The organism is Methanococcoides burtonii DSM 6242 (assembly GCF_000013725.1).
GTDB lineage: Archaea > Halobacteriota > Methanosarcinia > Methanosarcinales > Methanosarcinaceae > Methanococcoides > Methanococcoides burtonii.
Genome location: NC_007955.1, coordinates 1,380,083 through 1,393,863 on the forward strand (window position 1 = coordinate 1,380,083; position 13,781 = coordinate 1,393,863).

Annotated in this window: 20 protein-coding genes; 8 read left to right on the forward strand and 12 right to left on the reverse strand. The window is 42.3% G+C overall.

Annotation, left to right across the window (positions count from 1 at the left end; all coding sequences use genetic code 11):
* From fpoK to MBUR_RS06675, 11 genes are all read right to left on the reverse strand, one after another.
* On the reverse strand, window positions 1–303 hold the full coding sequence (fpoK, locus tag MBUR_RS06625; protein WP_011499354.1) for a F420H2 dehydrogenase subunit FpoK: 303 nt from the start codon (window positions 301–303) through the stop codon (window positions 1–3).
* A complete protein-coding gene (gene fpoJ, locus MBUR_RS14565) occupies window positions 303–653 on the reverse strand; it encodes a F420H2 dehydrogenase subunit FpoJ (RefSeq protein ID WP_269479019.1) in 351 nt (116 codons plus the stop codon). Before fpoJ ends, fpoK begins: the two co-directional genes overlap by 1 nt.
* On the reverse strand, window positions 643–915 hold the full coding sequence (locus MBUR_RS14570) for an NADH-quinone oxidoreductase subunit J (protein ID WP_269479020.1): 273 nt from the start codon (window positions 913–915) through the stop codon (window positions 643–645). The genes fpoJ and MBUR_RS14570 overlap by 11 nt, the downstream gene beginning before the upstream one ends.
* Window position 916: 1 nt before the next feature.
* Window positions 917–1,324, reverse strand: a complete 408-nt coding sequence (fpoI, locus tag MBUR_RS06640) for a F420H2 dehydrogenase subunit FpoI (RefSeq protein ID WP_011499355.1) — start codon at window positions 1,322–1,324, stop codon at window positions 917–919.
* Window positions 1,325–1,328: 4 nt separating this feature from the next.
* Entirely contained in the window at window positions 1,329–2,363 is a 1,035-nt protein-coding gene (fpoH, locus tag MBUR_RS06645) for a F420H2 dehydrogenase subunit FpoH (protein ID WP_011499356.1), read from the reverse strand.
* Between the two features lie 5 nt (window positions 2,364–2,368).
* The gene (gene fpoD, locus MBUR_RS06650) at window positions 2,369–3,493 is read right to left on the reverse strand and encodes a F420H2 dehydrogenase subunit FpoD (protein ID WP_011499357.1); all 1,125 of its coding nucleotides are present in this window, start codon (window positions 3,491–3,493) and stop codon (window positions 2,369–2,371) included.
* A gap of 10 nt (window positions 3,494–3,503) precedes the next feature.
* Window positions 3,504–3,980 carry a F420H2 dehydrogenase subunit FpoC gene (fpoC, locus tag MBUR_RS06655; protein ID WP_011499358.1) on the reverse strand — a complete coding sequence of 159 codons (477 nt, stop codon included), beginning with the start codon at window positions 3,978–3,980 and terminating at the stop codon, window positions 3,504–3,506.
* A 9-nt stretch (window positions 3,981–3,989) separates the two neighbouring features.
* Window positions 3,990–4,544, reverse strand: coding sequence for a F(420)H(2) dehydrogenase subunit B (gene fpoB / locus MBUR_RS06660; RefSeq protein ID WP_011499359.1), 555 nt, complete (start codon window positions 4,542–4,544; stop codon window positions 3,990–3,992).
* Window positions 4,532–4,927, reverse strand: a complete 396-nt coding sequence (gene fpoA, locus MBUR_RS06665) for a F420H2 dehydrogenase subunit FpoA (protein ID WP_011499360.1) — start codon at window positions 4,925–4,927, stop codon at window positions 4,532–4,534. The genes fpoB and fpoA overlap by 13 nt, the downstream gene beginning before the upstream one ends.
* A gap of 245 nt (window positions 4,928–5,172) precedes the next feature.
* Window positions 5,173–5,679, reverse strand: a complete 507-nt coding sequence (locus MBUR_RS06670) for a hypothetical protein (protein WP_011499361.1) — start codon at window positions 5,677–5,679, stop codon at window positions 5,173–5,175.
* A 20-nt stretch (window positions 5,680–5,699) separates the two neighbouring features.
* Entirely contained in the window at window positions 5,700–6,119 is a 420-nt protein-coding gene (locus tag MBUR_RS06675) for a DUF22 domain-containing protein (protein WP_011499362.1), read from the reverse strand.
* 281 nt (window positions 6,120–6,400) lie between these two features.
* Here MBUR_RS06675 and MBUR_RS06680 point away from each other — a divergent pair, with 281 nt between their 5' ends.
* From MBUR_RS06680 to cofC, 6 genes are all read left to right on the forward strand, one after another.
* A complete protein-coding gene (locus tag MBUR_RS06680) occupies window positions 6,401–6,562 on the forward strand; it encodes a 4Fe-4S binding protein (protein ID WP_011499363.1) in 162 nt (53 codons plus the stop codon).
* Entirely contained in the window at window positions 6,559–7,836 is a 1,278-nt protein-coding gene (locus MBUR_RS06685) for a phytoene desaturase family protein (RefSeq protein WP_011499364.1), read from the forward strand. The genes MBUR_RS06680 and MBUR_RS06685 overlap by 4 nt, the downstream gene beginning before the upstream one ends.
* Window positions 7,837–7,962: 126 nt before the next feature.
* On the forward strand, window positions 7,963–8,955 hold the full coding sequence (gene cofG / locus MBUR_RS06690) for a 7,8-didemethyl-8-hydroxy-5-deazariboflavin synthase CofG (protein WP_011499365.1): 993 nt from the start codon (window positions 7,963–7,965) through the stop codon (window positions 8,953–8,955).
* Window positions 8,952–10,022, forward strand: a complete 1,071-nt coding sequence (gene cofH, locus MBUR_RS06695) for a 5-amino-6-(D-ribitylamino)uracil--L-tyrosine 4-hydroxyphenyl transferase CofH (RefSeq protein WP_011499366.1) — start codon at window positions 8,952–8,954, stop codon at window positions 10,020–10,022. Before cofG ends, cofH (MBUR_RS06695) begins: the two co-directional genes overlap by 4 nt.
* Window positions 10,022–11,092: a 5-amino-6-(D-ribitylamino)uracil--L-tyrosine 4-hydroxyphenyl transferase CofH gene (gene cofH / locus MBUR_RS06700; RefSeq protein ID WP_011499367.1), complete on the forward strand. Its 1,071-nt coding sequence runs from the start codon at window positions 10,022–10,024 to the stop codon at window positions 11,090–11,092. Before cofH (MBUR_RS06695) ends, cofH (MBUR_RS06700) begins: the two co-directional genes overlap by 1 nt.
* Before the next feature lies 1 nt (window position 11,093).
* A complete protein-coding gene (gene cofC, locus MBUR_RS06705) occupies window positions 11,094–11,741 on the forward strand; it encodes a 2-phospho-L-lactate guanylyltransferase (RefSeq protein ID WP_048063292.1) in 648 nt (215 codons plus the stop codon).
* On the opposite strand, the gene cutA is transcribed toward cofC, so the two are convergent.
* Complete coding sequence (gene cutA / locus MBUR_RS06710) at window positions 11,718–12,029, reverse strand: divalent-cation tolerance protein CutA (RefSeq protein WP_011499369.1); 312 nt, start codon at window positions 12,027–12,029, stop codon at window positions 11,718–11,720. The genes cofC and cutA overlap by 24 nt on opposite strands.
* A 317-nt stretch (window positions 12,030–12,346) precedes the next feature.
* Here cutA and MBUR_RS06720 point away from each other — a divergent pair, with 317 nt between their 5' ends.
* Both MBUR_RS06720 and MBUR_RS06725 read left to right on the forward strand, forming a co-directional pair.
* Window positions 12,347–12,520 (forward strand): 4Fe-4S binding protein, encoded by a 174-nt coding sequence (locus MBUR_RS06720; protein WP_011499370.1) that lies wholly within the window; start codon window positions 12,347–12,349, stop codon window positions 12,518–12,520.
* A complete protein-coding gene (locus tag MBUR_RS06725; protein ID WP_011499371.1) occupies window positions 12,517–13,737 on the forward strand; it encodes an NAD(P)/FAD-dependent oxidoreductase in 1,221 nt (406 codons plus the stop codon). The genes MBUR_RS06720 and MBUR_RS06725 overlap by 4 nt, the downstream gene beginning before the upstream one ends.
* Window positions 13,738–13,781 lie beyond the last annotated feature (44 nt).

The following is a 13,781-nucleotide window of genomic DNA, read 5'->3' on the forward strand; positions in this document are numbered from 1 at the left end:
TTACCACCTCAATATGTTAAGTTTATCAACATCTATCATATCTCGCATCCTGTAAATTGACATGAGTATTGCAAATCCAATAGCTGCTTCTGCTGCTGCGAGTGCAATGGAGAACAGAGCAAATACCTGTCCTGTCATATCATTATTATAACTTGAGAAGGCAACAAGATTAATGTTTGCGGAGTTTAACATAAGTTCCACGCACATCAGCATCCTGATACCGTTCTTATGGGTCATCAAGCCATAGAGTCCTATGGAGAACACGATAGCTGAAAGAGCCAGATACCAATTCAATGGGATCATCAGTTATCATCTCCTTTTGCCATGTAGATCGCACCGATCAATGAAGAGAGCAATACTATGGAAAGTATCTCAAATGGAACTACAAAGTCTGTAAATATCAATACACCCAGAGCTTTGATGTTACTTTGATCAGCAATATTCTGTGGAAGCTGGTCCACTGTTGTCCATCCGGTACCATATAGTGATACAAAGATCACCGCAAGGAACAGAGCCGCGATAGTTAACCTGAACATCGTATCAAGGACACCTCTCAAAGAAGGTGCCTCTATGTTCAGCAACTTTATTATCTGTTTCTTAGGATGGAACTGGTGAATGAATGAATCCAGAATTGTTGGACGATCATTGGTCATTGTTCTCACGCCCCATTGTTTTCTTAGTCAGCATCACTGCGAACAGTATCAGAACTCCAATTGCTCCTACATACACAAGGATCTGGACAATACCCAAAAACTGTGCATTCAGCATTATGTAAACAGCGGCAACTGTAAACATAGAGATGATCAGTGCAAGTGCTGCACGGACTATATCCTTTGTTACTACTGAAAGGATAGCAAATGAGATCAGTACAAGAGCAACGATAAAGAAGATGATACCTTCGATTATACCTATCATTTCACTCACCATTCTCCCCTACCGGAATTTCACGTGCTAACATGTCCGGAGTGTACAATAATTCTTCATGGGTCAATCTTATCACACCGGTTGTGTAGACTTTTGTGCTTGAAAGCGCATCCTGTGGACATTGATCGATACAAAGACCACAGAACATACAGTGGCTAATATCGATAGCAGGGAACCATCTTGTTTTGTCACTGTCTTTGTTTACCCTTGCCCTTACGATCTTGATCGCACTGTTGGGGCAGGTGTTTGCGCAAATACCACAGCCTATACATTTACTTTTATCAAGTTTTTGAAGCCCCCTGAACCTGTCAGATAATTCGGTGGGCACCTCAGGATACCTTCTGGTAATAGGGGGCTTGTAGATATTCTTAACAGCTCGAACAATATTTTTCAATACCATGGTATCACATTCCCAGATAAATACCCAGCATTATTGCCCATCCAAGGTTCAATAATGAAAGTGGGAGAAGTCTTTTCCAGCTCAGGTCAACAACCTGATCGATCCTGAACCTTGGAACAGCCCATCTAAGCATGATGATGGTCAGTATAACAAGAGCGACCTTCAACAGATAGAATAATGTTGGAAGGAAAACTCCAAGTATCGTGACATTTGTCAGGAATGAAGGTAGATTCCAGCCACCAAGGAACAAGAGTACAACAAGCATTGAACCAAGGATCAGGTGGATATATTCAGCAAAGAAACCAAGACCAAATCTCATACCTGTGTATTCTGTGATCCATCCTGCGACCAGTTCTTCTTCAGATTCGTTCTGATCGAACGGAAGACGACCCATATCGGCCATCAATGCAATAAAGAACACGATGAATCCGAGAGGCTGAAGGAATATGAACCAGATCGGGCTCTGTGCCTGTGCTATCTCAACAATATTCAATGAACCTACCATTACAGCTACACTTACTATAGTGATACCGAGTGGAACTTCATATCCGATCATTCTTGCAAAGTTCCTGAAAGCACCAAGAAGTGAATACTTGTTGTTGGAACTGTATGCATACATGAAAGCACCGATAATAGAGATCGAAGACACTGCTTCAATATAAAGAATACTTATGTCCATTTCTGTACCCACGATAGGATACTCGACACCATTGACAAAGACTGCACCGAATGGAATTGCCACAAGCATCAGGAACACTGAACCCATAAGCACGATAGGTGCTGATACGAACAGTAAACGGTCTGCTTTTGATGGAATAAGATCTTCTTTGGTCATCAACTTGATAGCATCGGCCACAAGCTGGAACAGACCGAAAGGACCTACATATTTAGGACCAAGCCTGAACTGAATATCGCCTGATAGTTTACGTTCAAACCAGACAACTATCATAGCACCGCCGAAAACTACACCGATCAGACAAAGACCGATCAGAGTGCGAACCCAGGGATTGAAAAGAATATCTATAACTTCTGAAGACATCATAATCACCTGTCCGCCTCACTCGTACATCCGTCCATACTGCCTGCAATTGCAGCCACATCGGCAATAGTAGTGCCTTTTATCAGTGGAGGTAATGCCTGCATTGTCGGATATACCGGTCCCCTTATCTTTACACGGTGAGGTTTGTCAGAACCATCTGATACCACATAGAATCCCATTTCTCCACGTGGATCCTCTACCCTGTGGAAAATATCTCCCTCAGGAACCCTCATCACAGGTGTCCTTACACCGTATAATGAATCCTCGAAGAAGATAGGGCCGCTTGGCATCTGGTCAAGACATTGTTCTATTATGTACATTGCTTCCAGCATTTCTTCGAGCCTCACATTGATACGGGCTGCGATGTCGCCGTCAGTAGCTGTACATACTTTGAAATCAAGGTCCTTGTAAACAAGATAAGGTTCATCTTTCCTTATATCGAAAGGAACGCCTGTTGCACGAAGTGCCGGTCCTGATACCCCAAGATCTCTTGCAGTCTTTGAATCAAGAACACCAACACCGAAACAACGTAACTTGTAGATCTCATCATGGTTGAACAGCTTATCATAATCTGCTATCTGTTCCCTGAGACTTGCAAATACGGCTACAGATTTTTCCTTGAATCCTTCAGGAAGATCATCACGTACACCGCCAAACCTGAGGAATGTGTGTGTGATACGTGCTCCTGTCACCATGTCCATCAAAGAGAGAATATCTTCCCTTTCCTTGATCGTATACATGAACATTGATACGAAACCAATGAACTCACCGAACTCACCCATTCCAAGAAGGTGGCTCTGTAATCTTGACAGTTCTTCAACAATAACCCTGATATACTGGGATTTTTCAGGAACTTCAATGTCTGCAAGTTTTTCAACAGCACCGACATAAGCTTCTTCGTTTGTCATTGCTGTAAGATAACAGATCCTGTCAACGATAGGTATGCCTTGAAGGTACGTTTTGTTTTCTAAGATTTTTTCAATACCCTTGTGAATAAATCCCAACTCGATATCACCATCGACCACGGTTTCACCTTTCAGTTTCAGGTTTAACCTAAATGGTCCTGGTTGCATCGGATGTTGAGGTCCAAGGTGAACGATCATTTCTGATGGGCCAACTGTTTCATCCATATTTATACCCTCACACCAAATTTCTGGCAGTTCTGTTCGGGAAGCCTTCGTAATCCTTTCTCAAAGGCCAATCTCCCATCAATTCATCTGGGAGGACCAGAGGTTTGAGGTTGGGGTGATTGTTAAATTTAACACCGAACAGTTCGTATGTTTCTCTTTCATACCAATTTGCATTCCAATAAACAGGAACAATAGACTCGATCTCCGGAGCATCACGGGGAAGTTTAATTTTGATGGTCATTAGAACAGAATGGTCATATGAACCAATGTGATAAACAACCACGATCTCGTTCCTTTTAGGATAATCTACAGCAGTCTCGCTTGAGAGATGATCAAATAAAAGTTCATCTTTCATGTACTGGCAGACTTCTACGATCTTTTCCGGTTCCAGATAAGCAGATACCCTGATATCAGAATCTGCTTTTGCATCCACGAGGGAGTCCTGGAACTTATTAACCAATGAATCAATAATGGTTTTTGCATCCATGTAATCACCTCAATAATCCGTCCCATGGTCCTTTTTAGCCATGATCTTCTTCTGAAGCTCAATGAATCCCTGAAGCAGGGCTTCCGGCCTTGGTGGACATCCTGGAATAAAAACATCTATAGGGAACATTTTATCGATGTTCTGCACTGTGCTGTAAGATTCATAGAAAGGACCACCACTAATAGAGCAGTCACCCATGCAAATTACCCACTTTGGTGCAGCCATCTGTTCCCAGAGCGTATTAAGAGCAGGAAGGTATTTCTTTGTCACATATCCACTAATGATCATGACATCTGCAGCCCTTGGGGAATTACGTGGGATGATACCGAACCTGTCAGTATCATAGTGTGCACAACCGGTAGCGATCATTTCCACACCACAGCAACCCATTGGCTGAGTCAGGAACCACAGAGAGTTCTTCCTACCCCAGTTAATTAAATCCTGGGCCTTTGTCTTTTTCAAGAATTCAGTGATAGCCATGGAAGTGGTGGTGATTACACCGGGGATCTCTTCCACGTACCCCTCCTGATTCTCGACTGTTTCGTTATCGTTTAATTCATCCATTTAAGAGCACCCTTCTTCCATAAGTATGCATATCCGAACAACAGAACAAAAATGAAGATAAGCATCTCAACGATCGCTGTTACCATATCGACAGAGGTACCCTGATAGATCATTGCCCATGGGTACAGGAAAAGAACTTCGATATCGAACAGAACAAATGCTATCGCATAAAGATAATACTCAACATTGAACTGTATCCGCGCATCTCCTAACGGATCTGAACCACATTCATAGGTCGTGTATTTGTTAGGTGATTTGCTTCTGGGGCTTACCAACTTAACCATAGCCATCGTTGCCGGAGGCATCAGAAGCGAAACAACAAGAAACACAGCAACCGGAATGTAACTATTGATAATACTGCTACTATCGATTATTACTGACATGATGAATCACCTGAAGATTAATAATCGTAGATATAGTAGTCTCTATATAACTATTTCCAAAAAACACACATTCATAACAAAAGATGACTAAATATCAACAGGAGAAGAATAGAAGGACTGTGCAGATTTTGAATAGAAATTTAGTAAAAAAACGCATATTTGAAATTTCTTTGAGTGGGAAAAGTGAGTATTCTGCAAAATTTAAAAAAAGTCAAAGAAAGCAGGACATATCTGCTTTACAGATATCAGACTATCTTTGGAGAGAAATACTTCTTGACCATTGCCCCACAATTCGAACAAGATATCACAAGCCACTCTCCAACTTCTTCAGATTCATATTTATCAAAGATGGAAGTGTCACAGCTCGGACATTTGTAATATTCCTTGAAATAATAATGATAGAACTGTGGTGTTCCCTCAAGCCAATCAAGCACCTCATGCATTCGTTCAAAATAGCGCTGCTTTGAAGGTATCTTACTTTCATGGAGAGCATTATCTGCGCGCTCAGAAATATCGACAGTATATTTGTGTGATTTAGAGAGGATCTTCTTGTAATCACTCACATATCGACTAGTATTATCAAGATAGTGCAGATAGCCTTCATGCGCCTTCGGTTTAGTAGCATCGCTCACCGTTTTCATGAAATACTCGCTCATCACGTCTTCCATGATATCAGCACAGGAGGTACAGATATTGTAGCTCTCATATTGCTTGAAATCCTGATCATCCCCACATATCACGCATTTTTCCATTTAAATCCCCCTGGAGCTGTTCATTTAACAAGAACAGGTTTCATAGCTTCCCTTGTGAACATGATCGGGAAGACATTCAATACACCAAGCAGGTCCCCTGCCCTAACCTTTCCAGTCTCCTGTCCGAATACATAAGCATGACTGATAGTACGCGGACTTTCAACAAGGCAATTTCCTTCCTTTGAAGATACCTTCAGAACGGAAGCAACTGCATGATAAGTAAACGCACATGGAATTGCAAGTGTGTCAGCGTCCAATGTGACCTCTTTAATAGCGATCTTCTTATATTCTCCAGCACGAAGTTCCAGATCCTCATTAGATATCACCATCTCCCACTTTGCGCGGGTGGCAATAGTAAATTCATAAGGCGCAGCCTTGACCTTCTTTGAAACCATTTCACCTTCTTTACGAGCTACTACTTGTATAGTTTCCGTGGACATGTATATCACCACATTACAATCAGATATATTACTATAAAAGGATTGTCATTATTGATAATGATAATTAGAATACATTGCTAAATACAAAACAGAACAGCAAAAAAAACTATGCGCCCACAAATAATAGTACAATACAAATAGAACGCATCAGTATTAATACATTGCTTAGTTACCAGGCCTACATAAGACAACATCGAAATATATGAAACACATTTCCGCAAATTCGAACAAAATACTTTTAATATTAAGGAACTAAAAGAACTCCAACTCGAGGAAGATTCATGAAGATCAACGACAACTGTGTTGGATGCGGCCAATGTACAGCATTTTGCAAAATCGATGCGATCATCGTAAAAAGTAAGGCACACATCACCGATGCATGTGTAAATTGTGGAATATGTGCAACATATTGCCCCATGAAAGCGATTGAGGCAGATGAATGAAAGCGATCGTAATAGGAGCAGGGCTGGGAGGGTTGCTCAGCGCAGCCAAACTATCCGGAAAAGGATATGAAGTCGAAGTGTTCGAACGCCTCGCAATGATAGGAGGAAGGTTCACCAACTTCGACATCAAAGGGTATCAATTGACCACCGGCGCACTTCACATGCTACCCCATGGACCAACCGGGCCACTTGCTCAACTTATCAGAGAAGTGGGTGCAGATGTCACCATTGAAAGACAGGACGATACCGCATTCATGAGAATACATGAAGACCTTGAGAATGGAATATACAAAGATGTTTCATTTGGAGAGTTTGGTTCAACATTTTCAGTATGGAACCGCATAAAACTTGCATTATTATTAATCTCGACCAGAAAATGGCCTCCTAAAAACTGCTCTTTTGGAGAATGGATAACAAAGAACCTCAACATGCCAATTGCTCACCAGATGGCAGACTCATTCTGTGGTTGGGCACTGAGCCTGAAAGCAGCAGATACTCCCGTAGAGGAGGCATTTGAGATATTCGAGAATCTCTATCGACACGGAGGACCAGGAGTCCCAATAGGTGGCTGTAAAGCAGTTACCGATGCCCTTGCAGACGTTGTAAGGAAAAACGGTGGAAGCATCGAGACAAAAACAGAAGTTACAGAGATATTGGTGGAGAACGGAAAAGCCGTTGGCGTCCTAATTGATGGACAAAAGCATATGTCAGACATCGTCATCAGCAATATCGGACACCCATTCACAAGTGACCTTTACAAGGATGCACCCACCACACCCCAATACAAGCAATACATTGACAAGATAAGAACGATAAAGCCCTCCGCCGGAGTGAAGATCTGTCTTGCTGCCAATGAACCGCTCATAGGCCATGGGGGGGTGTTGTTCACACCATCGGCAAAAAGGGTCAATGGTATCAATGAGGTCACTAACATCGATCCAAAACTCGCACCCCGGGGAAAACATCTGGTCATGGCACACCAGACGGTGCAATGGGACAAAATACCTTACCTTGAAGAAGAGATCGATATGGGCATAGCGGACCTAAAACAAATATTCCCGAACAAGGATTACGAGATCATTCTTACACAATCATATTACGGTGGCTGGCCTGTCAACAGGTCTTCATCCGGGACCGATATTGGCAATACAACCCCTATAAAAGGGCTATACGTGGTCGGAGATGGCGCAAAAGGCAAGGGTGGGATCGAAGTGGAAGGGGTCGCCCTTGGTGTTAAAAACACCATGAACCTCATTTTAGGCGAAGTAAATTGATCATTTCACCGATTTCTTTTTTTTCTTATAAGGGGTTCAAGAATATTATTTAGTTCCCAGCAAAAATATATTAGTTGGAACCTTCAATTAAGCTTATGTACTAAATCCTTCATTCATTGACCAATTATGCCCGAATTTGTGACATTCTCGCGCAATGTTTTCATTCCTGTTACCAATATTTGCAGGAACCTTTGCGGCTATTGCACCTTTAGGCGCGATGCCGGACATCCTGAAGCCCACCTAATGAGCATGTCGGAGATCAGGCCAATCCTTGAAAGGGGAGAAAAGGCAGGATGTACTGAAGCCCTTTTTGTTTTTGGAGAATATGCTGAAGAAGTACCGGAATATCTACTGGAACTTGAAAAACTTGGATATTCCACTACTGTCGAGTATGTCGCAGACCTTTGTAAACTTGCTATCGAAATAGGACTTCTGCCGCATACCAATGCCGGTATTCTGAACCGGAAAGAACTCGAGATATTGAAGCCTTTGAACATAAGCATGGGTCTTATGCTGGAAACTACTGCGGAACTGAAAGCACATTCAGAATCTCCGGGAAAAAAACCATCCACCCGCATAGAAATGATAAGGACTGCCGGCAAGTTAAAGATACCATTTACCACAGGCATACTGGTGGGTATCGGAGAAACAAAGGATGACCGCAAACGTTCACTCAATACCATTGCAGATATTCACAAGGAATTTGGACACATACAAGAGGTCATCATCCAGAACTTCATGCCAAAACCTGACACCCCTATGGCAGACCATGCCCCCCCATCAAAAGAAGAAATGATAGATACAGTTGCGATTGCAAGAGAAATACTGCCTTCAGATGTTGCAGTTCAGGTCGCACCAAACCTTATCGACCCATATTCATTGATAAAAGCAGGTGCATCAGACCTTGGAGGGATATCACCCACAACCATTGACTGGATAAATCCGGAAGCTGAGTGGCCGGATGTCATCGAACTTCAAAAGATGATAAAAGAAATAGAACTTCGGGAAAGATTGCCCATATACCCACAGCACATAAAGAAAGGATGGTACAGCAACAACCTTTCCTACCTGATAGAAACACTTACTGATAAAAACGGATTTAAGAGGAAGCAGCGATGATCCCCGACGAAATTAAAGAGAGAGCATATCAGGGTACTACTACCAAAGAAGATGCTCTTACCCTACTGGAAATAGAACCCTTTGAACTGTTTGAACTTGCAGACCAGATCAGAGCTAAAGCCGTTGGTGATAACGTTACCTATATCGTCAACCGCAACATCAATTTCACAGATATATGTATCGGAACATGCGGATTCTGTGCATTCAAGGATAAAAAAGGGTACCTACTTTCCATTGATCAGATTAAGGATAAAATAAAGGAAGCCCATGTTTCCGGTGCGACCGAAGTATGCATCCAGGGCGGATTGCTACCTAATGTGAAAATTGACCTATATATTGATATTCTCAAAGCTGTCAAGTCCGATTACCCACACATTCACACCCACTGCTTCTCTCCGATGGAAGTAAATCATGCTGCAAAGGCCAGTGGTCTTTCAGTCGAAGAAACACTGAAAACACTCAAGGCCAACGGATTGAACACGATGCCTGGAACAGCAGCCGAAATTCTTGTAGACAAAGTAAGAAATATCATCTGCCCGGACAAGTTAACAAGACAGGAATGGATAGACACTGTAACCCTTGCACACAAACTGGGAATTCAGACCACTGCAACAATGATGTACGGCCACGTGGATACGTGGGAGGACAGGATCGAGCACATCCTTACCATAAGAAGAATACAAAAAGATACAGGTGGATTCTCTGAATTCGTACCTCTTTCGTTCATGCCTTACAATAACCCCATAGGCGAGAAAATGATGGAAGAAGGCCGATTCATGAACACAGGCATAGACGACCTTAAGATCTATGCCATTGCACGCATATTGCTCAATACACACATCAACAACATCCAGACAAGCTGGGTAAAACTTGGAAAGAAGCTTGCACAAATGGCTCTATACTGTGGTGCGAACGACATGGGTGGCACGCTCATGGAAGAAAGTATTTCAAGTTCAGCAGGAGCATCCAGTGGCGAGGCCATCTCTGCAGAAGAACTGGAATGGATCATAAGGGCCACAGATAGGAAACCAGTTCAGAGAGATACACTTTACAGGAGCATAAGATAATGACCATTCCCGAAGATATCATAGACCGGGCCTACATGGGAAAAGCAACAAAGGAAGATGCATTTGAACTTCTTGATGTAAATCCCTTTGAGCTTTTCACACTCGCAAACAACCTGCGTAAAGAAGCCGTTGGAGATACAGTGACCTATGTCAATAACAAGAACATCTACATCACCAACATGTGCAAAGGAAACTGTGGTTTCTGCGGTTTCAGGGAAGAGAAAGGATACATACTGACAATTGAAGAGATACTTGAACAGGTCGGACAGGCAGAAAAGGCCGGTGCCGTGGAGATTTGCATCCAGGGCGGTTATCTTCCACAACTGGACCTTGAATTCTATAATGATATCGTAAAAAGCATACACACAAAATATCCTAATATGACCATACATGGATTCTCACCCATGGAGATCTACTATGCCTCATCCCTTTCAAAAACACCTATCGAAGATGCCTTTAGCGAACTGAAAAAAAGCGGATTGGGCACACTTACCGGGACATCCGCAGAGATACTTGTGGACCGTGTACGAAAGATCATTTGCGAAGATAAGATCACAACGGACCAGTGGATAGAAACCATCAAGGCATCCCACAGGGTCGGCCTGCGCACCAATGCCACCATAATGTACGGTCATGTGGAGACCTGGGAAGAACGCTTCGACCACATACTGACAATACGTAGTATACAGGAAGAGACCGGTGCGTTCACCGAACTGATAACCATGCCTTTCATGCCCTACAACAACCGTGTTGGAGAGAAGATGTTGCGTAGTGGAAAGTTCATGACTACCGGAATGGAAGACCTCAAACTGATAGCTATTGCAAGAGTACTGCTCAACACCCACGTGGATAACCTTCAGGCTTGCTGGGTCAAGCTTGGCAAAAAGCTTGCACAGGTAGCCTTGTCCTGTGGAGCAAATGATCTTGGAGGCACTCTTATGGAAGACCAGATCACCCTGGCTTCCGGAGGAGCCAATGGGGAATACCTATCCCCAAAAGAACTTGAATGGATAATCACGAACGCAGACCGTAAACCAATGCGAAGGAACGCATTATATGAGGAAATATAATATGAGAGCAGTCATTCCTTATAAGAACGAAAATGCAAAATCAAGGTTATCCCCTATCCTCTCAAAGAAAGATAGAGAAGAGTTCGTAGAGCTCATGCTAAAAGATGTCATTAAAGCACTTGACGATGCAGAAGTAGTGAACATAGACATCCTAACGACCTCTGCAGAGGGCATACCAAACGATTTTAATGGAAATGTCACCATCACAGAGCCCGGACTGAACGATTCCATTAATGAATACTTGCAAAATGCAAACGAACCCATATTGATAATCATGGCAGACCTGCCTCTTGTGACCGGTGACCATATCAGAAAAATAATATCTTTTTCAGAAGATGTGGTGATAGTCCCAGGAAAGGGCGGTGGCACTAATATACTTTTCATACGACATCCTAACGAGTTCACCGTTAAATATCACGATTGCAGTTTTATAAGTCATTGTGAGATAACAGACGAACTTGATAAAAGCATGCATATATTTGATTCATTCCTTGCAAGTACCGATATCGATGAGCCTCATGACATAGTCGAGCTCATGCTTCACGGAAAAGGCCAGGCAAAAGAATATGCAGAGAAGAGATTCGGTTCAGAGACGGGAAAAGGAAGAGTGAAGATCTCACATTTATCAAAGCTTTCTGGTTTCGTCTGAGACCCACTGTAGATAATCCTCATCCCCTGAAATGTTCCAACAAATACATGGAAGATCGTAGCTATGAAGCGACCTTACTGTTTCTTTTAATTCATCAAACATTTCCGAGATTGTCTTTAAGATAAGTACTACTTCCTTATCTTCAACGATCTTGCAACCCCACCTGTAAACAGAGTCAATGCGATGGATATTAGCACATGCTGCAAGGTTACTTGATACCAGCTCTTTTCCCAACATTTGCGCTTCATCCATATTTTCCACAGTGATGTAGACCATGATATGTTGCATAAGAAGAACTGTTGTCAGAACATATCAAAATGTTGTTTAGTTCGACGTAAGAAAATAGTATTGATTTTTTTGTACGGCACCACTAGCAATATCCCCTGCAATATTGCCAAAAGCTGCATAAAATTTGAACAAAAAATAGATTATGAAATAACTAATATTAGCATTATTGTCCAAAAAGAGAAAAAAATCCATTATTTTCAGCTTCTTATAAGTACTAACATATAATACAATCATTCCGACAAATGGATACCACGAAACATATATTATAATGGAAGTAATAATGCTAGCAACACATCTGAACTATTCGGTGATAATCAATGAGCATCAGTGTAAATAAATATATATGTGGATACTGCGGTGCATGTGTAGGGGTTTGTCCAACGGGAGCTCTGGAACTTGTCGAAACATGGATTGAAGTAGACAATAAATGTACTGGATGTGGCATTTGTCAGAAGATATGCCCGCTCGGAGCCATTGAGGTAAACAGATGAAAGACCACTACGATGTCATTGTTGTTGGTGCAGGCCCAGGAGGATCAATTGCTGCAAAAACAGCGGCAAAGGAAGGACTGGACGTATTGATGATAGAAAAGAGACAGGAGATTGGCGACCCTATCAGATGCGCTGAAGGCGTAGGTAAATTTCATTTAAAACAACATATTGAACCAGATCCACGATGGATATGTGCAGATGTAAAAGGGTCATACATCATTTCACCGGACGGAACAAGGATCGAAATGGCAGAGGAGATGTCCGGCGGGGAAGTTGGTTATGTACTCGAGCGGAAGATATTTGACAGGGCACTTGCTAACGAAAGCGCATTGGCCGGTGCTGAAGTACGGGTCAAGACAAGAGCAACTGACCTGATAATTGAAAATGATACTGTCTGCGGAATCAAGCTCATGCATTTAGGAAAAGAGTATGAGGTGCGCTCAAAGATAGTTATTGGTGCAGATGGGGTAGAATCAAAGGTAGGACGTTGGGCAGGTATTGAAACATCAGTGAAACCTTCTGACATAGAAACCTGTGCACAGTACCTCGTAAGTAATGCTAATATTGACCAGGAATTCTGCTATTTCTACCTAGGGAATGAAATAGCACCTGCTGGTTATGTATGGATGTTCCCAAAAGGTGGGAACAAGGCAAATGTAGGAATAGGGATACTGGGTAGCAGAGCTGGTAAAGATAAGCCCATAGAACTCCTTAATGACTTTATAGAAAAGAACATGCCTGATGCCAAGATCATCGAAATGGTGATAGGCGGTGTGCCGGTTTGTGGAACTATTGAAAGAACGATAGCTAATGGACTTATGCTTGTAGGAGATGCTGCACGCCAGTCAGACCCAATAACAGGCGGCGGAATTATCAATGCCATGGACGCAGGAAAGATAGCAGGAGAAATTGCTGCCAAAGCTATCCGAAAAGGCGATTGTTCCATAGATACGCTTCAGGAATATGAAGACCTCTGGAGAGCAACAATTGGAAAAGAGATCAACAATAGCCTTATTGTCAAAGATACGTTCATTAATTTTACTGACGAAGACCTCAATTCCCTTGCATATTCCCTCAGAGATATAAACTTTACAAGCATGAGCCTTATTAATCTGTTAAAAGCATTATTCAAAGCAAACAAAAAGCTTCTCTGGGACCTCAGAGGAATATTTAAAGATGTCATCAAGGGTGAGATCGATTTTAAGTACAAAGCATAATAAATCACTTTTTCGCTTCATCCAGAAAGGCTGAAGCAATAACT